Below are 25,489 nucleotides of genomic sequence, written 5' to 3'. Positions count from 1 at the left end.
TTTGTTGTATCAGGTTATATGAAAAGGAGAGATTAAATGGCTGTAAAAAGTGACATCGAAATTGCACAGGAAGCTACAATGCTTCACATCAGAGAGGTGGCTGAAAAGGTCGGTATTACCGAGGATGACCTTGAGTATTATGGCAGATACAAAGCTAAATTATCTGAAGAATTTGTAGCTAAGGCAGTAGCAGGTAATAGGGGGAAGCTTGTTTTAGTAACTGCAATAAATCCAACTCCGGCAGGAGAAGGTAAGACTACAACCAGCGTAGGGCTCGGGGATGCTCTATCAAGGCTTGGTCATAAGACAGTTATTGCCCTGAGAGAACCCTCACTTGGTCCTTGTTTTGGAATAAAGGGCGGTGCCGCAGGCGGTGGATATGCACAGGTTGTTCCTATGGAGGATATCAATCTTCACTTCACAGGAGATTTTCATGCAATCACATCTGCCAACAATTTATTAGCAGCCATTATTGATAATCATATTCAGCAGGGAAATGAACTTGGCATAGATACAAGGCAGATCATATGGAAAAGAGCTGTAGACATGAATGACAGAGCTCTTAGAAATATTGTAGTTGGCCTTGGCGCCAAGGCAGACGGTGTTCCAAGAGAGGATCACTTTGTTATCACAGTTGCTTCTGAGATCATGGCTATTTTGTGTCTTGCGGATGACATGGATGATCTCAAGAAGAGACTTTCAAGAATTATTGTTGCCTATACAAGAGAGGGCGAGCCTGTAACAGCAGGACAACTTCAGGCCGTAGGCGCTATGGCAGCTCTTTTGAAAGATGCCATTAAGCCTAATCTTGTACAGACACTTGAGCACACACCAGTTATTATACACGGTGGCCCATTTGCAAATATTGCCCATGGTTGCAACTCAGTTAGAGCAACCAAGACAGCTCTTGGCATTTCTGATATTACTGTTACTGAAGCTGGTTTTGGCGCTGACCTTGGTGCAGAGAAGTTCCTTGATATCAAGTGTCGCATGGCAGGACTTAAGCCTGATGCAGTAGTACTTGTTGCAACAATAAGAGCCCTCAAGTATAACGGCGGAGTTGACAAGAAAAACCTTGGAGAAGAAAACCTGGAAGCTCTCAAGAAGGGTATTGCTAATCTTGAAAAGCACATTGAGAATATCCAGCAGTATGGAGTGCCAGTTGTTGTTACCCTCAATTCATTCCTCACAGATACCCAGGCTGAGACAGAGTTTGTAAAGAAGTTCTGCGAGGATAGAGACTGCAGATTTGCTCTTTCAGAAGTATGGGCAAAGGGCGGCGAAGGCGGAGAGGCCCTTGCCAAAGAGGTTATTGATACTCTTGAAAATAAACCTAGTAACTATGCTCCAATTTACAGTGATGATCTTTCTCTTAAGGAGAAGATTGAAACTGTTGCAACCAAGATCTATGGCGCTGATGGTGTGACTTTTGCACCTGCTGCTTCAAGACAGCTTGCTAAGATAGAAGAAATGGGATTTGGTAAGCTTCCTGTATGTATGGCCAAGACACAGTACTCACTTTCAGATGATCCAACCCTTTTAGGAAGACCAAGTGGCTATAATATCACGGTTAGAGAGGCTTATGTTTCAGCAGGAGCTGGATTTGTAGTGGCTCTTACAGGTTCAATTGTGACAATGCCAGGACTTCCCAAGCAGCCTGCAGCATATAACATAGATGTAGATTCTACAGGCAAGATCAGTGGCCTGTTCTGAGTGATATAGGGACGAAAAGTTTCATTTATGGCTGCTTGCCGTATATCACGTAAATAATAGTAAAACTATGGAGAATATAATGAGCGCAACTATTATAGATGGTAAACTTATATCAGCTCAGATAAAGGATGAGTTAAAAGAAAAGACTGAAGTCCTTAAGGCAAAGGGAATAGAAGTAACACTTGCTGTAGTTTTAGTAGGAGAAGATCCTGCTTCACAGGTATATGTCAGAAACAAGAAAAAAGCTTGTGAATATGTTGGCTTCAAATCACTTTCTTACGAACTTCCTGCTGAAACAAGTCAGGAAGAGCTTTTAAAGCTTATAGATGAGCTTAATGGTAGAGATGATGTGGATGGCATTCTGGTGCAGATGCCACTTCCTTCTCATATCAACGAAAAGGCAGTTTTAGATGCTATTTCCCCAGCCAAGGATGTAGATGGCTTCCACCCTATGAATGTTGGTGCGCTATGCATTGGAGAAGAGGGCTTTGTATCCTGTACTCCTGCCGGTGTTATCCAGCTTCTTAAAAGAGGTTGTGAGGGCAATATTTCTATAGCTGGGAAAGAGTGCGTAATAGTGGGAAGGTCCAACATTGTTGGTAAACCAATGGCTCTTTTGATGCTAAGAGAAAATGCCACAGTAACAGTTGCTCACTCAAAGACAGCTAATTTAAAGGAAGTATGTAAGAGAGCCGATATATTGATAGCAGCTGTTGGCAAGCCTTCCATGATAACTGCTGACTATGTTAAAGAGGGAGCTATTGTTATTGATGTAGGAATTAACAGAAACGCTGATGGTAAGTTATGCGGAGATGTGGCATATGATGAGGTTAAAGAGATTGCTTCTGCCATTACTCCGGTTCCAGGTGGAGTTGGTCCTATGACAATTGCTATGCTCATGAACAACTGTTATGAGGCAGCTGTAAGGAAAACACAGGAGAAATAAGAGCACATGAAATGCCCTGAATGTGGGTTTGAAATTCCTGAAGGCCACATGTATTGCGATAAATGTGGCCTTGAAATAAAGATAGTTCCGGAATTTGAACCAGAAGTTGAAAATGAAATAAATGAGACTCTTTCAGGCGTAGCAGATGAACTCAATAAAGAGGAAAGGCTAAAGAAGGAGAAGATAGAAAGGCGCAGGGAGTTTTTCTCTAAGTTAAAGGAAAAACGTCCTGTTATTTTGGTATGTGCAGGAACTATCCTGATTCTTTTTTTAGCTATTTTGGGGTTCTTACTCTTTAGTGACAGGTCCGCATATTATTACCTTAGAAAGGCAGATACAGCCAAGAAATCAGGTAATATGAATGATGCAATAGAGTACCTTATAGAGGGCAACAAAAATCTACCTGATAATCCTGATATAATATTCAGATTATCGGATTATTACCTTGAAAATGGTGATCCTGAATCGGCAGTTGATGCACTTCGCAAAATAACTGATTCTGAAAATTTTGCCAGTGATAAAATCTACAATGCTTACGAGAGTATTATTTCAATTTATGAACAGAGCAAGATGTATGACAAGATTGCTGAGCTTTTAAATGATAGTAGTAATGAGACTGCTATGAGCTTTAGGGAGAAATATATTCCAAAGGCACCTCTTATGGGAGTCGCAGGAGGCGAGTTTGATGACGTAGTTATAGTATCGATACTTCCTCAGTCATCTCAGGAAGGAGATGTTACTTATTACACTGTCAATGATGGAAATCCAGATAATTCCAGTATCATATATGAGAATGCTATTGTCCTTGATGAAGAGGGAGAATATATCATTAAGGCATCAACAATTAACAGGTACGGTATATCAAGTGAAGTTGCAGAGGATACCTACACAGTTATAAAGGGAACCCCATCTGCTCCTGAAATAATGGAACCAAGCGGAGATTATAATCAGAATACTATGATAGTGGCTGTTGCTGATGCTGGCTGCACAATTTTTTATACTACTGATGGTAGTGACCCTACAATGGAGTCCAAACAATACATTTCTCCTATAACAATGCCCGTAGGAACAACTCATTACAAGTTTGTTGCTATTGATAAAGACGGGCTTAGCAGTGAGATTGTAGAGAGAGATTATCATCTGGTATTTACGAGACTTATTTCAAAAGAACAGGCAGTAAATACCCTTGTCAGCACTCTTGTGCGACTTGATATTCTACTGGATAGCTCAGGTAAAGTCCGTGGTCTTGGTGGCCACAATGAATACATATACAATAAAGAAATTGAGATTGAAGGCGCTGGAGAGTATTACGTGATCATAGAAAATCATGTTTCCAACGACGGAAGTGTTACTCCAACAGGCCTTATCTATGCGGTTAACACACATGATGGAACGGTGAACAGGCTTGGATACGACTCTAGCGGCAAATATACTTTGATAACTATCTCAAATAGATGAAAATAGGCACTTTACTGATTTAAAGAAATAAAGATTGAAATTTTTATTAGAATAATTTATTATTGGTGCATTGAGAACAATCTATTTTTGCATCAATAGAATTATATAGGAGGAAGACTATGTTCAAAATTTTAGAAGCTAACGAGCTCGCTGCGAACATTTTTCAAATGATCGTTGAAGCTCCTCGTGTGGCACAGGCATGTTTGCCTGGGCAGTTTTTGATTATTCGAGTTGATGAGGAAGGGGAGAGGATACCTCTTACAATTTGTGATTACGATAGAGAAAAGGGTACAGTTGAGATTGTTGCTCAGGCCATTGGCGCAGAGACTCTTGCTCTTAGCAAGTTAAAGGCTGGTGATCATCTTGCTGATGTTGTTGGCCCTCTTGGAAAGCCTTCAGACTTATGCGAATTGTCAGTAGATGAGCTCAAGAAAAAGAAAATCGTATTTATCGCAGGTGGTGTTGGAACAGCACCTGTTTACCCACAGGCCAAGTACCTCAAGGAGCACGGCGTTGACTGTGATGTTATTATTGGTGCCAAGACCAAGGACCTTGTTATCCTTGAAGATAGATTCAAAAAGGTATGTAATCTTCACATTACTACTGATGATGGATCTTATGGCAGAAGTGGTATGGTTACAAAGGCTCTTCAGGATCTCTGGGATGAGGGCAACAAGTATGATCACTGCGTAGCTATTGGCCCTATGATCATGATGAAATTCGTATGTAAACTTACACAGGAACTTGGAATTCCTACTGTTGTCAGCATGAATCCTATCATGGTTGATGGAACAGGAATGTGTGGCGCCTGCAGACTTACAGTTGATGGACAGGTTAAGTTTGCATGTGTTGATGGACCTGAGTTTGATGGACACAAGGTTGACTTTGATCAGGCTATGAACAGAATGAAACTTTACAAGACAGAAGAAGGCAGACTTCTTCTTAGAGAACAGGAAGGCAAGACACATCACGGTGGATGTGGCCACTGCGAGTAAGGAGGTAAATTATGGATGGATTTGTAAGAGTTCCTGTTCGTGAGCAGGATCCCAAGGTTCGTGCTACAAACTTCAAGGAAGTTTGCCTTGGATATAATAAAGAAGAAGCTGAAAGCGAGGCACTTCGTTGCCTTAATTGTAAGAACCCTAAATGTGTACAGGGATGTCCTGTTTCAATTGATATTCCTGCATTTATTGCCCAGGTTAAAGAAGGCGATGTATCTGGTGCATACCAGACTATTTCTAAGTCTAGCGCACTTCCTGCAGTTTGTGGACGTGTTTGTCCTCAGGAGAGCCAGTGCGAAGGACAGTGTGTAAGAGGAATCAAGGGCGATGCCGTTTCTATCGGAAAGCTTGAGAGATACGTTGCTGATACAGCAAGAGAAATGGGAATTAAGCCAGAGGGCGCTAAAGAGAAGAAAGGCAAGAAGGTTGCCATTATTGGCTCAGGCCCTTCAGGTCTTACATGCGCCGGAGATCTTGCCAAGATGGGATATGATGTTACAATCTTTGAGGCCCTTCATGAGGCAGGAGGAGTACTTGTTTATGGTATTCCTGAGTTCCGTCTTCCTAAGACAGATGTAGTTAAAAAGGAAATTGAAAACGTTAAGTCCCTTGGTGTTAAGCTTGAGACAGACGTTGTTATTGGTAAATCGGTTACAATTGATGAACTTATGGAAAAGGAAGGCTTTGATGCAGTATTTATCGGCTCAGGTGCCGGACTTCCAAGATTCATGAATATTCCTGGCGAGCAGGCTATGGGTGTATTCTCAGCCAACGAGTTCCTTACAAGAAGTAACCTTATGAAGGCTTTTGATGAGAATTCAAGAACACCTATCATGAGACCTAAGAAGTGCGTAGTTGTAGGTGGTGGTAACGTTGCTATGGATGCTGCCAGAACAGCTCTCAGACTTGGCGCAGAGGTTCATGTTGTGTATCGTCGTGGTGAAGAAGAACTTCCTGCACGTAAGGAAGAAGTTGGACATGCAAAAGAGGAAGGCATTATCTTTGACCTACTTACAAACCCTGTAGAGATTCATGCTGATGAAAATGGCTGGGTAACTGGTATTACCTGTATCAGAATGGAACTTGGTGAACCTGATGAGTCGGGCAGAAGAAGTCCTGTAGAAGTTCCTGGTTCAGAGTTTGAGATTGAGTGTGATGCAGTTATCATGTCTCTTGGTACATCACCTAATCCGCTTATTTCTTCTACTACACAGGGTCTTGAAGTTAACCGCAGAAAGTGCATCGTAGCTCAGGAAGAAAACGGACAGACATCTAAGCCAGGTGTATTTGCTGGTGGAGATGCAGTAACAGGTGCTGCTACAGTTATCCTTGCAATGGGAGCTGGAAAGGCTGCTGCTAAGGGTATCGACGAGTATCTATCCAATAAATAAAATAATATATAATCCATTTTACGAATAAGGTGCTTTTACAGCACCTTATTTTTTACACTCAATTTTACACTTTATATTGGCTGATATTATCCGAATAAGCGATATACATAAAATCTTAAGAAATTTCGATGGTAAATCTTAAGAATTTTTCGATAGTATAAGATTATAGTATATAGCTATGATATAATTATAAGGATTTTGATTGGAGAATTAGGCAATGGATAGAGATGAAAAGATTAAAGTAGCGATTACAGCAGGGATTGCAGGGGTGATACTCCTTATCTTGGTGCTGTATCTTGCTTTGGCGGGTAATAGTGGAAACAACAAGGAGGATGAAGCTCTCCTGGATGAAAAGATCACAGAATATGCTAGTCTATTGAATTCTATAGACAATGGTTCTTCTGATGCTAGTAATGCAGAAACTTCGCAGGATTTGGCTACTACAGCCGGTTCTAGTTCAAGTGCAGGTATAAATTCTATTACTAAGGCAGGCGCCAAGGATTCTATTTCTGGAAACTGTTTTTATGAAACAACTGAACCTGTACTCAAGGACAAATACAAAAATGTTGCGTTTAACGCTACAAACTTTCTTGCTGAGATGCTTGCATACTGGGATGCTAATAATGGCGATGCAGTAAGAGATCTGGCTCATCTTGAAAGATATGAGGCTATGTCATATTCACTAAAGGGGACAAATAACTTCTATTACTACGGTGAAACTAATGAAGAGGGCCTGCCAAATGGACATGGAGCTGCTGTTTATGCCAACAACCAGTATTATTTTGGTGAATGGGCAAATGGCATAAGAAGTGGTGCTGGAACCTGGTTTGCTTTTTACCCGGATTACAATACTAATGTTGTAAAAGAGCACATGTTTTCAGGAGAATTTGCAGGAGATCTTCCAAATGGACAAGGGCAGGAGCATTACGACTATAACCAGCAGTATATGAACGACAAGGATATTTATATCCAAAATGCTATTGGAAGCTTTGCAAATGGCTTATATGATGGCGAGATGTATCTTATAACCGTTAACAATAACCTGGAAATAAAAGAGTGGAAGGGAAATTGCTATAAGGGAACTTTAGAGATGATCCCTAATTCATCCAAGGATAATAAGGGATATATCCCAGTATTTACTAATATGGAAAATAGCGATAATCATATGTGGATGCCAGAAGAAAAGACTAAAAATGTCGGTGTTTCAGGTATGATTTCAGGTGGAAATCTTGTAAAATGAGTAATATCAGTATTATTTGTGTTGGTAAAATAAAAGAGAAATATTGGAATGATGCTATTTCGGAGTATTCCAAGAGACTTTCAAGATATTGTAAAGTAAATATCATTGAGGTCGCGGATGAGAAGACTCCTGATAATGCACCTCCTGCCATAGAAGATCAGATAAAGAAAAAAGAAGGCGACCGGATCATTTCTAATATTGATCCAAGTGCTCATGTCTGTGCTTTGGCTATTGGAGGAAAGCGCTATACTTCTGAAGCCTTTTCTGAGTATATAGGAGATAAGGGAGTAAGGGGTATCAGTCATATCCAGTTTATTATTGGCGGATCGCTGGGACTTCATGAGGATGTCCTAAAAAGATGCAACGACCATATAAGCTTTTCAGATATGACGTTTCCTCATCAGATGATGAGAGTTATTTTGCTGGAGCAGATATACAGGGGCTATCGTATTATGCGAGGAGAACCATATCATAAATAAATCGGGGAATGAATATGAGTGAGATTACAGAATTATCTCTATCTTTAACAGCTGAGGATGAGAGAAATATCTTTGGCGGCAATGATAGCTATATCAGGAAGATAGAGAAAAGTCTCCATGTGGAGATAATAGACAGAAATGGGGAACTTCACATTATTGGAGACAAGGAAGGGGCCAGAAAGGCTTCTGGAATCATAAGAGAGCTTGTTCAGCTCTCAAGACGAGGGACAAGTATTGAGGAGCAGAGCGTAGACTACGCTATATCTCTCAAGGAAGATGATACCAGAGAAACGGAAAAGATAAGTGATAACGTTCTTGTAGATATAGACAGGGACGTTATTTGTCATACAATTTCTGGTAAGCCCATTAAACCCAAGACTCTTGGACAAAAGAAATATATAGATGCCATCAGAAATAAAATGATCGTTTTTGGTCTGGGACCTGCAGGAACAGGTAAGACTTATCTTGCCATGGCTATGGCAATCACTGCTTTTCAGAGAGAAGAAGTCAGCAGGATCATTTTGACAAGACCTGCTATAGAAGCTGGCGAGAAGCTAGGATTTTTGCCTGGAGATCTTCAGAGTAAGGTTGACCCTTATTTAAGACCGTTATATGACGCTCTTTATCAGATAATGGGTACGGAGAACTTTATAAAGAACATGGAAAAAGGCCTTATTGAAGTTGCTCCTCTTGCTTATATGAGAGGGCGTACTCTGGATAACGCTTTTATAATTCTTGATGAGGCGCAGAATACAACACCTGCCCAGATGAAGATGTTTCTAACAAGAATTGGCTTTGGCTCAAAGGTCATCATAACTGGTGATGCTTCTCAAAAAGACCTTGCGCCTGATGCCAAGTCAGGTCTTGATATAGCCCAGAATGTTCTTAAGGGAATAGATGATATCGCCTTTTGCACACTTACAAGCAGTGATGTTGTAAGACATCCACTTGTTCAAAAGATTGTAAAGGCATACGAAGACTACGAAAAGAAGAGTATAAACAAAGAAAAGAAGAAATCTATTCAGAAATTGGAGAGAAGATCTAGGGATGGAAAGTGAGCAGAAAATAGACTTAAAGCATAAATTATTATACGGTTGTCTTTTTCTTTTTACAGGACTTAGCGTCTTTGCCTTTTCATTTTTTACAGGAAAGAGCTATGAAGCTATTCTTCGAAACACTATTGTTTCTCTAATAGTCACAGGAACTGTAATATTCATGTTATTTGATGCCTATGGAAGAGGCAGTGAAGGTTTTTCTTACGATAACTTCTACCATAGAAACAGATTTATTATTGTTTATGCAGCCTTTGTTGTGCTGGCCTGTTTATTTGGACTTGTGCCAGATCAGTTTTGGCCCTATATGTCCTTTTTTGTGATACTTGGTCTTTTTTCAAACACCGAAATTGGGCTTGTTTCTGGAACAGGCCTTGTTTGCATTTCAGTAATGCTTGAGGAAAATGGCAATTTTGGAGTTGCCTTTATGTATGTTATTGCAGGAGCTGTAGCACTGGCACTTTTTAGAGACCTCAAGGAAAATACCTCTATTGGCTATCCGACAGCTATTTCACTTATGATGCAGGCACTTCTTCTCATTGCATTTAGTGTCCTTTTTCAGAACAGGACTCTTTCTATCAATCTTTTGATACTTCCTATTCTGAACCTTATGCTTAATCTGATCATTCTTCTTATTTTTCTTAATATTTTTGGAGTGTATATTATCAGAAAATCTAACGACATGTATATGGATATTAATGATACAGAGTTTCCTCTTTTGATCAGGTTAAAAGAGATGGATAAGGACGAGTATTTCAGGGCTATCCATACAGCATATCTCTCAGAGAGGATTGCATTGGGCCTTGGCTTTAACGACAGAGCAGTTAAAAACTGCTCATATTACCACAGGATAGGTATTCTTGAAGGCAAGAGTCAGTGGGAAGATGTTAAGCATTTTTATGAGGACAACAAATTTCCCAAGGAAGCTATTGAGCTTCTTCACGAGTATATTGACCCAAAGAGCACTAAGATTAAGTCCAAGGAAGCTCTGACTATCAACCTCTCAGAGACAGTTATAGCTTCTATCATGTATCTTTTGGCAAAAAACAAGGACATGAAGATTGACTATGACCAGTTGATTGACAAAATATTTGATAAGAAGGAAGATGAAGGTGAACTAAAGAACTGTGATGTTACCTTCAGAGAATATGATCAGATGCGCAAGATACTAAAAAAGGAGAAGCTCTACTATGACTTTTTACGTTGAAAATGAAACTGGAGCCAAGTTTGATTTTGATATTGAGGAGCTTGCCAGAAGCGTTGCAGAGGCTGTTTTAAAGTCAGAAAACTGCTCCTACAATGTTGAAATAAGCCTTACAATCACAGATGATGATGGCATTCATGAAATAAATAAAGAGTTTAGGAATATAGATAAGCCTACAGACGTTTTATCTTTTCCAACCATAAGTTACGATGAACCTGGGGATTTTTCCGTGATAGAAGGGGAGCAGAAGGTAGATCTTTTGGATCCTGACACAGGAAATATCAGTTTTGGGGATATTGTAATAAACGAGAATAGAGTAAGGTCTCAGGCTCTTGAGTACGGACACTCAGAGAAAAGAGAATTTGCATTTTTGGTTGCTCACAGTATGCTTCATTTATGCGGTTATGACCACATGGAGGAGGATGAGGCTGCAGTTATGGAGAGCAAGCAAAATGAAGTATTAAACAGTCTTGGAATTACAAGAGATTAAGTTTTGTTTTGGGAGAAACTGTATGAAAAGTTATGCTGAGGAAAAGCGCATCAGGCCAGATATTCTGACTTCTGCAGTTTTTTGGTCTATCATAATAATGATGTTTTATAACATGATTTCAGTAAGGATATTTGGGGATATGGGGGCAGGTTTTTGTTCCGGGCCTTCAGCTTTGTATTATTTACTGTATATTTCATTTATCCTGGCAGTTCAGAAATCTGTCTATATCATGGTCAGATTAAGAGCAAGAAGAAGCCAGTTTTTAAATGCTCAGGCCAATATGGTCAAATCTCTTAGGCTTTTTTGTGCAATTGGCCTGATTTTATCGCTTGGTATTGGTTTTGGCAGCTATTATATAGCAAGGAACCTTTTAGGAGCTGGTAAGGTATATTTTCAGCTCATCATTGTAGCAATCAGCCTTTTCTTTATGTGCTCTCAGGGCGTCATAAGGGGATATCTGCAGGGGCTGGGCTATACCAGGCCTATAGTTATAGCGGATCTTTTGATCAGTGTGTCTTCTTTTATATCTGGTGGCATTATCTCTGGAATTATGTATAGCTATGGCAAAAAGGTCAATGAGCTGTTCCACGGGGATGAGTACAGCGCAATCTATGGTGCATCAGGTATGATGATAGGGCTTTTAGTCGGCTCTTTGGCTGGCTTTGTTCAGATTTTTGTAAGCTATGAGCTTCGCAAAAAAGAGATAGCTGAAATTGTAAAAAATGGTGCTTCAAGGTATCTTGATAATAAGAATGATGTTTACAAGGGAATTAGACCAATTCTTTATTTGTATGCTTCACCGGTTCTGATGTGCCTTGTAGATAATATAATTTATAACCTTATTCAGATGAAGAACGGAAATTCCAGAGATATGATAGCTATTTATGGAGCCTACAATGGCAGAGTTGTTTCTTTTGTCATAATGCTGTCTTTCCTGTGCTGCCTTCCATTTATAAAAATGTGGAATAAGGTAATGGCCAGAATAGAAAGAGATGAACTTGAGGGAGCAAGAGACAGGCTTAAGAGGTTTCTTCACTTTACATATATAGTTCTTGCACCAGTTGCAACAGCTTTATTTGTTTCATCAGATATGATCCAGATAACTATTTTTGGAAAGAGTAATGAGCAGGTAAGCGGACTGTTTCAGCTTGGAGCGATAATGCTGTTTTTCCTATCACTTGGGATATTTATTTCCTGGCTTTTAAACCACATGGGTAAGAGCCTTCTTCTTGTTGTGAATATATCTATAGCCTGGGCTGTTCATCTTGGGCTTATGCTTCTTTTGGTCCTTGCACTTAACTGGGAACTTAAGGGCGTTGTAATGGCTGAAATTGCAGGTTTTGCAGTATATGATATAATTTGTATTTTTATGGTCCTTAAAATGCTGAAACTTCGCAGCAATCTGCTTGGAAATGTAGGAATCCCTCTTGCTGCTTCAGCTCTTACCGGACTTGTGCTCCTTGCGGAGAATAAACTCCTTGCTGCCTATATCGGCGAGGTACTTACTCTTATATTGGGGCTTGTCGTCTATGTAATTGTATATATTGTTTTGCTGATCGTGCTTAGAGGTATCAGGACATCTGAACTTGAGAAAATTCCTATGGGTAAGTTCCTTATGGGCTTTTCTTCCAGAATTCAGCACGATAAGTATTATGAGGAATGATCTTGGCTAGGAAAATTGTTATTGCAGGAGGCGGCCCTGCTGGAATGTGTGCCGCAATCTATGCCGCAAGAAACGGCGCTGATGTTACCTTAATAGAGAAAAATTCATCTCTTGGAAAAAAGCTTTCCATGACAGGTAATGGAAGATGTAATTTGTCTAATCTTGAAATGAATGAGAAAATGTATAACCTCTCTGCTGAAAAGCGTATGAAGGAGTGGTTGTCTGTTTATGGTGTTTTAGATGTCATAAATTTCTTTAAATCTCTTGGAATTGTTGTAAAAAGTGAGGATGGATATCTTTATCCTATTTCAGGTCAGGCCAGTACTGTGGTCACAGCCTTTGAAAATGAACTCAAAAGGCTTGGCGTAAGAGTAGTTTTCGGCGAGCAAGTCAAGTCTGTTATTGTTAATGGGAATGAAGATAGTTATACAGTTGTAACTAACTTAAATAGTTATGATGGAGACAGGGTAATTCTTGCAACTGGCGCACTTTCTGGGGCAAAGAGTACTATGTCTACCGGAGATGGTTATTATATCTGCAAGCAGCTTGGAATGAACATTAAGGAAACACATCCAGCGCTTGTGGGATTTAGGGTTGATGAGAATGAGATTATGCCGGAAGCTGGTGTGCGCTGCACAGCCGAGGTTTCTTTTACTCTTGGCGGAGAGGTGCTTTGCTCTGAATATGGAGAAGTGCAGTTTACCAAGGATGGAATATCTGGAATTCCTGTAATGCAGGCCAGCAGTAAGGTTATCAAGTTTGTAGATGAGAAAAAGCCTATATATGCCTGCGTGAATTTCTTTCCTGATTACGATGACGAGGATTATAAAAGTCTTGAGGATGAGATGCTGCGTCTTAGGGATGAAAGGACTCTTAAGGAGTTTTTAAATGGCCTATGCAACAGCAATATCAACGATATGATAATAAGACGTATGAAGATGGGCTCTTCAATGAAGATGAAGAATATCTCTGAGAGTATGGTCAGGAGTATATTCGACAGCTATAGGGGCCTTAAAATACGGATAGCTGATAGCTTTGGATACCAGGCTGCCCAGGTTACTTCTGGAGGTGTGAGCCTTGGAGATATCAAGGATGATATGACTGTAAATGGTCACAGCGGCGTCTTTGTAATAGGAGAGCTTGCCGATGTTGATGGAAGGTGCGGCGGCTATAACCTTCAGTGGGCATTCACATCAGGATCTATTGCCGGAACTGTGGCTTCATTATAAATCTGGTACGTTGATAATATTTTGGTGATTTAAATGATAAGAATTAATCAGATTAAGTTTCAGCATGATGGGAAAGAGCATACCAGTCAGGAAATTAAGACTAATCTTCAAAAGAAGGTATGCAAGATCCTTCATGTTGATGTAAGTAACATAAGCGAATTTGAAATAATAAGACACTCTATAGACGCCCGCAAAAAGCCCGAGATATTTCATATCTACATGGTTGATGTATCTCTTAAGGGGTTAGATGAGGGCAAGGTAGTCAAAAAGTGCAGAGACAAGAATGTTTCTGTGGTGGACGTTCATAAATATAGCTTTGATGAGCAGGTTTTAGCCAGAAGAAAGGCTCTTGATGATAGCATAAATTCAAGTATTCCTGCGGATAATAATGCAGATGATAAGAAAGACAGCCGGATTGTGATTGTTGGCGCAGGCCCAGCGGGGCTGTTTTGCGGCTATATGCTGGCGCAGAATGGCTATAAGCCTATAATTCTTGAGCGTGGTGCTGATGTTGATGAGAGAACAAGAAGCGTAGAAGATTTCTGGAAGAACGGAAGGCTTGATACCAGAACCAACGTTCAGTTTGGAGAAGGCGGAGCTGGTACTTTTTCAGACGGTAAACTCAACACTATGGTAAAAGATAAGGATGGCCGCGGGAGGGCAGCTCTTAACATTTTCGTTGAAAATGGCGCCAATGAAGACATCCTGTATGAAGCAAAGCCCCATATAGGCACTGATATTCTAAGAAACGTAGTAAGGAATATGAGACAGCAGATAATTGCCTGGGGCGGTGATGTTAAGTTTAACTCACAGGTTACAGATATTATTACTGAGAATGGCCAGGTTAGAGCTGTTCTTTATAAAGATGAAGCAGACAAGGCTACTAATGAGCCTGGATCAGACAGGGAGTTTGAACATAGAATTGACTGCGACGATGTAGTTCTGGCTATTGGACACAGCGCAAGGGATACCTTCTATATGCTCAGGGATAAAAAGATAGACATGTCTCCCAAGCCCTTTGCTGTTGGCTTTAGAGTAGAACATCCTCAGGAACTTATAAATCTATCACAGTACGGGGCAGAAAGACCTGCAGGTCTTCCACCAGCTCCATATAAGCTAACGGCTACAACAGATTCTGGCCGCGGAGTTTACTCTTTTTGTATGTGCCCTGGCGGATTTGTTGTTAACGCATCCTCTGAGGAAGGCATGCTTGCAGTTAATGGCATGAGCTATAGTAGGCGTGATGGCAAGAACGCCAATTCTGCCATTATCATTACTGTTGATCCCAAGGACTTTGGCTCTGATGATGTTCTGTCAGGAGTTGAGTTCCAGAGAAAGCTTGAGAGAAAGGCCTTTGAACTTGGACAGGGCAAAATCCCTGTTGAGTATTATGGGGACTTTAAAAAGGCTCTGGTCAATGATTTAAGTGAAGCTGTTTCATCTGGTGATATATCTGCAGAAATGCAGAAAAATACTGGTATTATCAGCGCTGTAGATCAAAAGAAAAACACCCCAAACATGTGCGGCGATTACGTTTTTGCTGATGTTCATACAATCCTTCCAGATGACTTAAATCAAGCCTTTGTAGAAGGAATGGAGAAGTTTGGAAGAATCATCAAGGGCTACAATAGTGATGGAGCTCTTGTTTCAGGCGTTGAATCAAGAACTTCCTCACCAGTCAGGATTAACAGAGATGAATCCTGTCAGTCAGTAAATGTAAGAGGCCTCTATCCATGCGGAGAGGGCGCTGGCTACGCTGGAGGAATCATGTCTGCTGCCATGGACGGCATTAAGATAGCGGAGTTTATTGCTGCTAATAAATGATAAATATGATGCAAGTGGCAAATATCATTTTTTTACCTGATTTTTTTGGCTATCTGGAAAAATTCCAGATAGCCATTTTGCATCATCGGAAATGGTTTACATGTATTATAATTAGAGTTACTGTGCAAAGCACTTTTGTTGGAGGAATGAATTCTATGGATAGCAAGCAGACAATTGATTTAAAATACCCAATCCTTATGGTGCATGGAATGGGCTTTAGGGATAGAAAGCATCTTAATTACTGGGGAAGAATTCCTGGTGCTCTCCAGCAGATTGGATGTAAAATCTTTTACGGAAATCAGGATAGTAACGCTTCAGTAGAGACAAATGCTTACCATCTGGCTATGCGAATTAATGAGGTTTTGTCAGAGACAGGGGCAGCTAGAGTAAATGTCATTGCCCATTCTAAGGGCGGTCTTGATATTAGATGCGCTATAGCCAAATATGATCTGGGAGCCAAGGTAGCATCTGTGACCACAATAAATACGCCCCATAATGGGTCACTCACTGTAGATAAGCTTCTTAAATTTCCTGACTTTGTTGTTCGTATTGCTGGATCACTTACTGATATTGTGTTCCGGGTTTTGGGAGACAAAAAGCCAGATTCTTACAGCATTTTTAAACTGCTTTCAACCAAAGGCGCCAGGGAATTTAATGAGAAATACAAGGATTCACCTGATACCTATTATCAAAGCTTTGCATTTAGGATGAAATCACCATTTGGGGATATGTTCATGTGGTTTCCATCACTTGTTGTCTGGATATTGGATGGCCCTAACGATGGTCTTCTTACACCGGACTCAGTAAAATGGGGTAACTTTAGGGGAGAGATATTGAGTAATTCCAGAAGAGGAATCTCGCACTGCGACGAAGTGGATATGAGACGATTGCCCTTTACCAGAAAAAAGGGAGAGGGAGTCTCAAATATTCCTGACTTTTACTGCAATGTGGCAAAAGAGCTCTCTAGTATGGGATATTAAAAAGGAGAAAAAAGTATGAAAGAAGAATCTTACATGATAGTTATTGCGGAGGATGAGGGAATTGTAGCCAATCCGCATGCTCTCATGGAAAACCTTGGAAAAAAAGAAAACATAAATGTAAATGATATCGAATATGATGACAACAGAGAAGCTGCCAAGCTCAGCCTTTCTATTGATGGAAGAGAATATCAGGTATGGCTTGGTGCAGCTGATATTGATTTTCCGCCTTTTATAAGACGTGGTCACTATTTTACAGAAGAAGAGCTTAAAAAAATTGATGAAAAGTCCGTTGGACTTAGCGTTTCAATGAGTTATAACAATGATCCGAGAGTTTGCTTTTATGATCAGCTTAGGATCATTGATGCACTTGTTCCTGATATGATTGCTGTTTTAGATTGTCCATCAGAGAAAATACTTTCAGGTAACTGGGTAAGACTTGCTGCAAGTTCAGCAGTTCTGCCGGCTCCTAGATATCTTTTTACTGTGCAGGCAATCAGTGGTGAAAATGATGAAGTGTGGCTCCATACTCATGGACTTAAACGCTGTGGAATGCATGAACTGGAAATTTTGGGCTCTGACAGAGAAATGTACAATACTCATTATAACGTCTTGGAAAATATGGCATATAGGATGATAGAGGCAGATGAGCCTTACAGCGTTGAAGACCCTGTTTTTCTTGGCAGGGTTGGACAGGGCTTTATGGTCACAACTGCAATTAACTGGGAAGATGCTCTTAAATACTATGATGGAATTGAACTTGGCACTACGGAAGATAGAGATGAATATCACAGTAAGGACACATGCCCTGTAATGTGCTATCTTAATCCTAATGATATGGATAATAAAGTATTTACTAAAGTTCAGTACTTTGACGAGCTTTTAAGGGAAAATCCTATGTTCTATATATCTGGAGCAGAAACTCGGAGAATGAGCGATCTTGCTCTCGAGCGTGTGGATTATCTTAAAAAAGGCTTTTCGAATAAGGAAAATAAGGCTGTTGTGAAGATTGGCCTTGTGGAAGATAAAAAGTATTGGCGCGATGAAGAACCTGAATCTAACAAAGAGCATATCTGGTTTGATGTTGTGGACTTTAAGGATGACAAGGTTGTAGCAAGGCTTTCTCAGGAACCATATTATGTGTCCGGAATCAAGAAGGGAGACACAAGAAGCTTTGACCTGAAGGACATTACTGACTGGATGGTTCTTACAAGAGAGAAGAGGATAACACCAGATGACGCGTATCTGTTATGATAAAAAATCCATAAGAAAAAAGATGATCAAAGATAGAGACAGATTATCTACTCAGGAATTATCAGAAAAGACAAAGCTTATCCAGGAAAGACTGTTTTCATCTGAAGAATACAAAAAGGCTTTAAATATACTGATCTATGCATCAATGGGAAGCGAAGTTATAACAGATGGAATAATTAAAAATGCCCTGGAAAGTGGTAAAAATGTCTTTTGCCCTAAGGTTACAGACAGGGCTAAACGTGAGATGGCATTTGTAAAAATTACTAGCCTATCTGACTTAAAGAGCGGCTATATGGGGATCAGAGAGCCAGAGATATCTGAAACAAGCGTGATCTTTTGTGCAGATGCATTTTCCCATAGCCTTGTTATCATGCCTGGAGTCTCTTTTGACAGAGATAGAAATCGCCTTGGCTATGGCGGAGGCTTCTATGATACCTTTTTGAGCCAGAATGCCGGAATAAGTACAATTGCCCTGGCCTTTGACTGCCAGATATATGATGGTAGTTTTCCAGACGAAATCATAGATGAGCATGATATAAAGCCCGACAAAATAATTACTGAATCCAAAAAGTTGTACTTTTTTTAAAAATTACAAAAACAATTTTGAATATTGCATTTTTAAATGTCCTTACCTTTTTTATAATGAGTACTGTAAAGAGGTTGACGAGTTTCCAAGGGTTACAACTCGTCATTAACTTAACTCATTTAGAGAAGGGAAGGACATTTTATTATGAAAAAGAGAATTCTTAGTACTCTCGTTTGTCTGACTGTTGCAGCAACATCAATAATCGGTTGTGGCAGTAAGGCGCCAGTAGAAGAAACTGGAAAAGATACAGCAGCTGCTGAAACTACGACAGAAGCTAAAACTGAGGAAAAAGCTGAGGAAAAAGCTGAGGAAAATGCAACTGAAACAACGGAAGCTTCAGGGGATAAGGTTACACTTTCAATTTACACACAGTATGCTGATGATGACACAAAGGTTCCTTACGATTATGCTGTAGAACAGCTCAAGGAAGCTTATCCAAATGTAGAGCTTAACCTTATTGTTCAGGCTCAGGATGATGGACAGACACTTAAGACACTGGCTGCTACAGGACAGCTTCCAGATATCTATCAGGCATCAACAGATATCATTAATACATTCCGTGAGTCCAATCAGATCATGGTATTAAACGAGGTTGCTCAGTCTACAGGATTCCTTGATAAGCTCTATGATGCCAACAAGGATCTTGCTTATGCAGAGGATGGTAACATTTATGCGTTCCCATTTTCTGGACAGGAATATGTTCTTTGGTACTACAATAAGGCTCTTTTTGAGGAGAACGGACTCGAGATTCCAGAAACATATGATGATCTTTTAAACTGCATCGAAGTATTCAAGGGCAAAGGAATCACACCACTTGCACTCTTTGGACAGGAAGGCTGGAATACAGCAGCTGCATATGATGTTATTGCAACAAGATATGCAGAAGGCGGTATCAAGGCTCTTGATGAGGGTAAAGCTTCTATCACAGATGAAGGCTATGTAAATGCTGCCAAGAAGATGGAAGAACTTGTTGCAGCAGGTCTTTACCAGGAAGATGCTACAACAACCAATTATGACCAGGCTTCAGAAAAATTCCTTTCTGGCGAAGCTGCTATGTTTATCAACGGTCAGTGGTACATCGAGGATGCTACAAAGGCACTTGGCGATAATGTAGACTGGATGTTCTACCCAGCTGCTGATGCTGCTTCTTATGAAGCTGGTAAGGCTGTATTCTCAGGCGGCGGATCAGCTTCAGGATTTGCTGTAAATCCTGATTCAGCGAATGCAGAGCTTGCTGCAGAGGTAGCAGAATTTATAACAGAGAAATACTGCGAAGCCAAGGTTATGTACAGACATAATCCACTTGTTGCTATTGATACAGGAAAAGAGCCAGATTCTGAGTATCCTGCAATGATGAAGAAGCTTTCAGATACTCTTCCTTCAATCACTGCAACAACAAAGTTTACATGGGGACTTACAAACTCAACCTTTAACGATGCAATTCAGTCTGAGTCACAGGGACTTGTTTCCGGACAATTTACAGCAGATGAATTTGTTCAGGATATTGCTGATACAATGGAATAATTCTTTTTAGAGAAGGGTTACTAATTAGTGCGGGGCATAGGCAGAATAAGGGGTTATATCTGCCAGCTCCGCATTAAATATATGAGCTTTATAATTTTATTTACGTCAATTATTGGGAGATGAACCATGAAAAAATACATGGGAAATAAGCTGGCAATCCTGCTTTTTGTATTACCGGCACTTGCTATATTTATTACATTTGATTTTATTCCGATCATCCAGGTTTTTGCCTATAGTTTTACAGACTGGAATGGTCTTACAATTCCGAATTTTACAGGTATAAAGAACTATCTTGACCTGTTTACTGATAGAGTATTTGCTACATCCAACAGAAATCAGCTGATTTTTGCAGTTGTCATAACTATTTATCAGATGCTTTTTGCTACTGTATTTGCCATCACTATTTCGGATAAGAAGATGAAGGGCAGGAAATTCCTCAGAGTAGCATATTTCATTCCTGTCATCTTATCTGTAACTGTAGTTTGTCAGCTATGGAGTGCCGTTCTTGCAGGAGATGGACTATTAAATAAGCTCTTTGAAGCTGGAAACTTTGATTTTAAACAGAACTGGCTTGGAGATAGATATAAAGCAATATATGTTATCGCCTTTGTTAATGCATGGCAGTGGATGGGATATCAGTTTGCACTTATTGTAGCTGGTATCAAGTCAATTCCTTCAGACTATTATGAAGCTGCAAGAATTGATGGCTGTTCCAATGTCCTTGCCCACCTTAAGATCACAATCCCGCTTCTTGCTGAAACCTACAAATTCTGTCTTATTATTTCGCTAACCGGAGGTATCAAAGCCTTCACTGAGATGAACATCCTGACAGGAGGCGGTCCTAACAAGTCAACTTATACACTTACATACATGATGTATAACGCAGCCTTTAAGAAGTCTGATTATGGATATGGTCTTGCTGCAGCTTCAGTGATGGTCGTTGAATGTATGCTTGTAATGCTTGTTATCAATTTTATCTTTAGGGACAGAGATCAAAAGAAAGAAGAAGAAAAAGCAAGGAGGAAGCGTCGTGCGTAAAGATAGATCAAATAAAGCTCTTCATTATGTATTTATAGCATTTTGCTGGATTTATGCAGCTTTTTCCCTATATCCGCTGATCTGGATGCTATTTTATTCATTTAAGACTAATAACGAGATTTTTGTAACGAATCCTTTTGGACCACCATGGCCACTTCACTATGAAAACTATATAACTGCCTGGACCAAGTATGATGTACCGCTATATTTTATAAACAGCCTGATAGTATCAATAGGTACTGTGATCATAACTATTTTCTGTGCGTTACTCTTTTCATATGCAACCAGCAGGATGGTCTGGAAGTTAAAGACCTTTACAAGGCTGTTCTTGGGGTTAGGAATGTTTATACCTGTTCAGGCAATAATGATTCCTGTTGTTAAGATCGTACAGAAATTTGGCCTGATGGGAACAAGATGGTCTTTGATCTTTCCTTATATTGCAATAAACCTGGCATTTGCCTGCATGGTTTATTACGGATTTTTCAAAGGGATTCCTATGGAACTTGAAGAAGCAGCCTGCATGGATGGAGCCAATATCTACCAGACCTTCTTTATGATCATTGAGCCTTTAGTAAGGCCAGCTACAGTTACACTGGTGATCTATATTTTCCTTAATGCCTGGAATGAGTTTATATTGGCAAATGTAGTTGTAGGTAGTATACCAAAGCTCAAGACTCTTCCTCTTGGAGTACTGTTTTTTCAGGGCGAATTTACGACGGATTGGGGAGGAATGGGCGCTACTATGGTAATTGCATCCTTCCCCGCAATAATAGTATATTCTATTTTCTCAGAGCAGGTTGAGAGTGCTATGACAATAGGCGGAGCTGTAAAAGGATAAAAAATATATGCGCGAAGAGTCACATGATGGCCCTTTGCGCTTTTTTGACTTTTACCACCTATACCATGATAATATTATGGGTATGAAAAAGATGGATATAAAAAATATGACAATTGAGGACATGGAGAAATTAAGCACTGGCAAGAACAAGGCCAGAAACATGTCCATCAAATATAAACTAGCTTTTATAACTTTACTGGTAGCACTTATTCCTATGGTGGTACTTACTATTTTGATGCTTGCCTTTTATAACAGGGCAATTATGCAAAGGGCTGACAAGCAGATAGAGGAAAATATACGCATCATGTCTGACAGGCTTTCATCTGTCCTTCAAAATGGTGAACTGTGTTCTAACAACCTGACTATAGAATTTGGCAATTACTATAATGATAAATCCATGAGGCAGGTTACAAGAGATAGTAAGATAACAAGCCAGCTGTCTCAGTCGCTCCTTATCTATAATGGCATATCATCTATAGTATTTATAGACAGAGATGGAAGGTTTTATTCATCAGATCCTTATTACCTTGGAGACAGCATAAATATAAGATATTCAGATTATGTTTTGGGGCTTTCTGACCAGGGCGGCAAGACTGTTATGATGCCACTTGAATCTAATCCTTTTAGCCGTGATGATAAAGAAGTTATCACCATGGGCAAGCATGTTATCAATATTGTAAGTGGCACTCACCTGGGATATCTTTTTATAAATATGGATAAAGATTATCTTATAGAATCTTCTCAAAGCGAGATAAGTTACTATTTTTTGTATGATACTGACGCAAGACTCATAAAACAAAATGGCGTGATAGACCCTATTTATGAAGATGATACTCTGATTGAAAGCCTTTTTGATACTAATGATAAGCTCATAAAGTACAAGAATGAGTCCTATCTTTTATCAAGGCAGGTGATCACTGATTATAAGTGGACTCTTGTGGGGATTACAAATCTTAATAAATTTAATGTAACGGGCAGGGATCTTAGATTTATCATTTTGACAACCAGCTCTTTTACCGCAGTACTTTTAATAATTTCTGTCTGGTTTTCTGCTAATTTTGTAACCAAACCCCTTAAGATACTTCATGATGGAGCACAGGAAATTGCTGAAGGGGATATGAGCGTGAGGTTCAGATTCAGGACCAAGGACGAGATTGGACGTCTTGGAAGAATCTTTAACTATATGACTCAGCGCAATTTAGAGCTTTTGCAGCAGGTAGATGATGAAGCCAGAAAAAAGAGAGAGTATGAGCTTGCGCTGATCCAGGAACAGGTAAAACCACATTTTCTGTATAATACGCTTGATATCATAATAATGCTGATTGAGATGAACCGGGCGAAAGAGGCTTCCAGAGTCACACACAAATTGGCAAATTATTATAAAAATTCTTTATCCGGAAGTGATGAAATAGTCACCATAGAAAGAGAAATTCAGATAATAACTGACTATCTGGATCTTCAGACTATGAGATATGGTGACAAATTCAGCTATGAAATCGATGTAGATGAAAATGTTTTTATGTCGCTTATTCCAAAGATGACACTTCAGCCTCTTGTAGAAAATGCAATCTACCATGGAGTCAAAAATAAGGCTTCTTCAGGGAAAATTTTGGTTAAGGGACATGTAGTTGGCTGTAATGATCAGGATTCTACTGCTGATAGAAGAGTGGAACTACTTGTTATTGACGATGGTGTTGGAATAGGTGAGGATGAGCTTTTAAGGCTAAATAGTCTTCTTTCTGATGAAAGTGTTTTTGACAGCGAAGAGGATAAGAAAAAAGAAGAGGCAAGAATTACAGAACACGACAAAATAAAGGGAGGAAGTCACTTCGGTTTATATAGTGTGGCAAAGCGAATACGTCTTTATTTTGGAAATGAATATGGGGCTGAGATTGAGAGCATAAAAGATAAAGGAACTACTGTCAGGGTTTATGTACCATATTCTGATGCGAGCAATAAGAACTGAAACTAGAGTAGGGATGACAAAATAATGATTAGAATAATGATTGTTGACGATATGCCTATTTTTCTGGAATACCTAAGAGGGTGCATCGACTGGAATTCATATGGGTTTGAGATATGTTGTGAAGCCTCTGATGGAAGAGAGGCTCTTGAAAAGATAGAAGAGTTCTATCCTGATGTGGTTCTTACAGACATAACTATGCCATATGTTAATGGCCTTGAGCTTGCTGAAAAGGTAACTAGAGATTACCCTGATATTTCTGTAATCCTGATCACTGGTAATAATGAGTTTGAGTATGCAAGAAAGGCAGTCAAGCTTGGAGTCTGTGATTATATTGTAAAGCCCTTTGAAAAAGAGGAACTGATACTTAGTCTTTTAAAGCTTCAGGATAATATAAGTAAGGCAGTTGAGAACACTGAAATAAAAAGTGATGAGCACTATGAAGAACTTAGAGCTCTGATATATGCTGGCGTTTCTGATGATGAGGCAGCTAAAAAGCTTGAAGAAAAGATATTTGGAACATGGAGCGAAAAAGAGTCAGGATATCTTTTAGCGTTGCTACGATTCGATGCTTCTTCGTATAAAGAGTATGAAGACAGAGAGCAGCTTATGAATTGGGAGAAACTTATTGCCAAGATGCTTTCTGATAAGCTTGAAATAAAGGGGCAGTTTAAAATTTTCCATGATTTTGAGAATAATATTGTTGTACTTATGAAATTCGATTTATTAGCCGATATTAATACGTATAAGGGATATGAGTTTTCAGACATTATTCAGATTGTAAAAAGCCAGCTTGAAATAAACACTTCCATAGCTCTTACAAAGGCCATGCAGCTTTTGGATATAAAAAAGGCCTATGAAAAAGCACTTGGACATCTTTCAAGGACGGGCTTTGGAAAGCTTTATGACCTAAGAAACAGTGGTGATGACGCAGCCTATTCTTCTCTGGATGCCATAATAAGACTTAATAAGGATCTTGAAACCCTGCAGGCGGAGGATGCAGAAAATGCACTGAATCTTTTATGGGACAAGCTTAGAGATAATAATGGCTCAGAAGGAGATATAAAAATTTATGACATGAATCTTTTGACCAGTGCCATAAGCATCCTTATGACAAACATTATTTCCAAGGGCTTTTCTATAGATAAGATTTATGGAGAAGGGTTTTCACCTGAAAAATATATGTCTGATGCTGCAACCCCTAGTCAGATGAAGGATAGAGTTATCTATTTATACAAAAAACGAATAGAATTTGAAAAAAGCAAAAAGGACACCAAGACTCACGATGTTGCCACTGCAGCCAAGGAGTACATAGATAATAACTATTCTGATAGCGCACTTTCTATTTCTGATATTTCTGGTGAGCTATGTCTTAACCAGACTTATCTGCGAAAAATGTTTAAGAGCGAGATGGATATGACGCTTACTGAGTATATTACAGGCGTCAGAATGCAGAAAGCAAAAGCTCTTTTGACTACAACAGATCAAAAGCTTACAGCGATTGCAGAATCGGTTGGCTATAATGACGTAAGCTACTTTTCAAATGTATTTAAAAAGTTTTATGGGGTTTCACCGAGGAGTATGAGAAAAGAAACTTAAGTGGCATTTCTTTACCAGAG

General features: G+C 39.6%; 21 protein-coding genes. All 21 read left to right on the top strand.

What is annotated here, in order from left to right; all coding sequences use genetic code 11:
- Positions 1 to 36 precede the first annotated feature (36 nt).
- The 21 genes from BLO53_RS08890 (at position 37) to BLO53_RS08790 (ending at position 25,469) form a co-directional block, all read left to right on the top strand.
- Complete coding sequence (locus BLO53_RS08890) at positions 37 to 1,713, top strand: formate--tetrahydrofolate ligase (protein ID WP_092060673.1); 1,677 nt, start codon at positions 37 to 39, stop codon at positions 1,711 to 1,713.
- Between the two features lie 79 nt (positions 1,714 to 1,792).
- Positions 1,793 to 2,659: a bifunctional methylenetetrahydrofolate dehydrogenase/methenyltetrahydrofolate cyclohydrolase FolD gene (gene folD, locus BLO53_RS08885; RefSeq protein ID WP_092060671.1), complete on the top strand. Its 867-nt coding sequence runs from the start codon at positions 1,793 to 1,795 to the stop codon at positions 2,657 to 2,659.
- A 6-nt stretch (positions 2,660 to 2,665) separates the two neighbouring features.
- The gene (locus tag BLO53_RS08880; RefSeq protein WP_092060669.1) at positions 2,666 to 4,117 is read left to right on the top strand and encodes a chitobiase/beta-hexosaminidase C-terminal domain-containing protein; all 1,452 of its coding nucleotides are present in this window, start codon (positions 2,666 to 2,668) and stop codon (positions 4,115 to 4,117) included.
- A 119-nt stretch (positions 4,118 to 4,236) separates the two neighbouring features.
- Positions 4,237 to 5,112, top strand: a complete 876-nt coding sequence (locus tag BLO53_RS08875; protein WP_026489830.1) for a sulfide/dihydroorotate dehydrogenase-like FAD/NAD-binding protein — start codon at positions 4,237 to 4,239, stop codon at positions 5,110 to 5,112.
- An 11-nt stretch (positions 5,113 to 5,123) separates the two neighbouring features.
- The gene (gene gltA / locus BLO53_RS08870; protein WP_092060667.1) at positions 5,124 to 6,509 is read left to right on the top strand and encodes an NADPH-dependent glutamate synthase; all 1,386 of its coding nucleotides are present in this window, start codon (positions 5,124 to 5,126) and stop codon (positions 6,507 to 6,509) included.
- Positions 6,510 to 6,726: 217 nt separating this feature from the next.
- Positions 6,727 to 7,749, top strand: a complete 1,023-nt coding sequence (locus BLO53_RS08865; RefSeq protein ID WP_092060664.1) for a hypothetical protein — start codon at positions 6,727 to 6,729, stop codon at positions 7,747 to 7,749.
- Complete coding sequence (gene rlmH, locus BLO53_RS08860) at positions 7,746 to 8,228, top strand: 23S rRNA (pseudouridine(1915)-N(3))-methyltransferase RlmH (protein WP_092060662.1); 483 nt, start codon at positions 7,746 to 7,748, stop codon at positions 8,226 to 8,228. The genes BLO53_RS08865 and rlmH overlap by 4 nt, the downstream gene beginning before the upstream one ends.
- Before the next feature lie 14 nt (positions 8,229 to 8,242).
- Complete coding sequence (locus BLO53_RS08855; protein WP_026489834.1) at positions 8,243 to 9,286, top strand: PhoH family protein; 1,044 nt, start codon at positions 8,243 to 8,245, stop codon at positions 9,284 to 9,286.
- A complete protein-coding gene (locus BLO53_RS08850) occupies positions 9,276 to 10,487 on the top strand; it encodes a hypothetical protein (RefSeq protein WP_092060660.1) in 1,212 nt (403 codons plus the stop codon). The genes BLO53_RS08855 and BLO53_RS08850 overlap by 11 nt, the downstream gene beginning before the upstream one ends.
- Positions 10,471 to 10,974 carry an rRNA maturation RNase YbeY gene (gene ybeY, locus BLO53_RS08845; RefSeq protein WP_092060658.1) on the top strand — a complete coding sequence of 168 codons (504 nt, stop codon included), beginning with the start codon at positions 10,471 to 10,473 and terminating at the stop codon, positions 10,972 to 10,974. Before BLO53_RS08850 ends, ybeY begins: the two co-directional genes overlap by 17 nt.
- A gap of 22 nt (positions 10,975 to 10,996) precedes the next feature.
- Positions 10,997 to 12,637 carry a polysaccharide biosynthesis C-terminal domain-containing protein gene (locus BLO53_RS08840; RefSeq protein ID WP_092060656.1) on the top strand — a complete coding sequence of 547 codons (1,641 nt, stop codon included), beginning with the start codon at positions 10,997 to 10,999 and terminating at the stop codon, positions 12,635 to 12,637.
- Positions 12,638 to 12,639: 2 nt separating this feature from the next.
- On the top strand, positions 12,640 to 13,866 hold the full coding sequence (locus tag BLO53_RS08835) for an aminoacetone oxidase family FAD-binding enzyme (RefSeq protein ID WP_304528432.1): 1,227 nt from the start codon (positions 12,640 to 12,642) through the stop codon (positions 13,864 to 13,866).
- Positions 13,867 to 13,899: 33 nt separating this feature from the next.
- Entirely contained in the window at positions 13,900 to 15,690 is a 1,791-nt protein-coding gene (locus BLO53_RS08830) for an NAD(P)/FAD-dependent oxidoreductase (protein WP_092060652.1), read from the top strand.
- Positions 15,691 to 15,845: 155 nt separating this feature from the next.
- Positions 15,846 to 16,670: a lipase family alpha/beta hydrolase gene (locus tag BLO53_RS08825; RefSeq protein WP_092060650.1), complete on the top strand. Its 825-nt coding sequence runs from the start codon at positions 15,846 to 15,848 to the stop codon at positions 16,668 to 16,670.
- 15 nt (positions 16,671 to 16,685) lie between these two features.
- Positions 16,686 to 17,921, top strand: coding sequence for a DUF4026 domain-containing protein (locus BLO53_RS08820; protein WP_092060648.1), 1,236 nt, complete (start codon positions 16,686 to 16,688; stop codon positions 17,919 to 17,921).
- Positions 17,902 to 18,507, top strand: coding sequence for a 5-formyltetrahydrofolate cyclo-ligase (locus tag BLO53_RS08815; protein ID WP_092060646.1), 606 nt, complete (start codon positions 17,902 to 17,904; stop codon positions 18,505 to 18,507). The genes BLO53_RS08820 and BLO53_RS08815 overlap by 20 nt, the downstream gene beginning before the upstream one ends.
- 144 nt (positions 18,508 to 18,651) lie before the next feature.
- The gene (locus tag BLO53_RS08810) at positions 18,652 to 20,031 is read left to right on the top strand and encodes an ABC transporter substrate-binding protein (protein ID WP_092060644.1); all 1,380 of its coding nucleotides are present in this window, start codon (positions 18,652 to 18,654) and stop codon (positions 20,029 to 20,031) included.
- A 126-nt stretch (positions 20,032 to 20,157) separates the two neighbouring features.
- Positions 20,158 to 21,069: a carbohydrate ABC transporter permease gene (locus BLO53_RS08805; RefSeq protein WP_092060642.1), complete on the top strand. Its 912-nt coding sequence runs from the start codon at positions 20,158 to 20,160 to the stop codon at positions 21,067 to 21,069.
- A complete protein-coding gene (locus tag BLO53_RS08800) occupies positions 21,062 to 21,907 on the top strand; it encodes a carbohydrate ABC transporter permease (RefSeq protein WP_026487679.1) in 846 nt (281 codons plus the stop codon). The genes BLO53_RS08805 and BLO53_RS08800 overlap by 8 nt, the downstream gene beginning before the upstream one ends.
- Before the next feature lie 91 nt (positions 21,908 to 21,998).
- A complete protein-coding gene (locus BLO53_RS08795; protein ID WP_176757222.1) occupies positions 21,999 to 23,873 on the top strand; it encodes a cache domain-containing sensor histidine kinase in 1,875 nt (624 codons plus the stop codon).
- Between the two features lie 24 nt (positions 23,874 to 23,897).
- Positions 23,898 to 25,469, top strand: a complete 1,572-nt coding sequence (locus tag BLO53_RS08790) for a response regulator transcription factor (RefSeq protein WP_092060638.1) — start codon at positions 23,898 to 23,900, stop codon at positions 25,467 to 25,469.
- Positions 25,470 to 25,489 lie beyond the last annotated feature (20 nt).

The organism is Butyrivibrio sp. INlla14 (genome assembly GCF_900102515.1).
In the GTDB taxonomy this organism is placed as follows: Bacteria; Bacillota; Clostridia; order Lachnospirales; family Lachnospiraceae; genus Butyrivibrio.
This window is presented reverse-complemented; position numbering and strand designations above follow the sequence as displayed.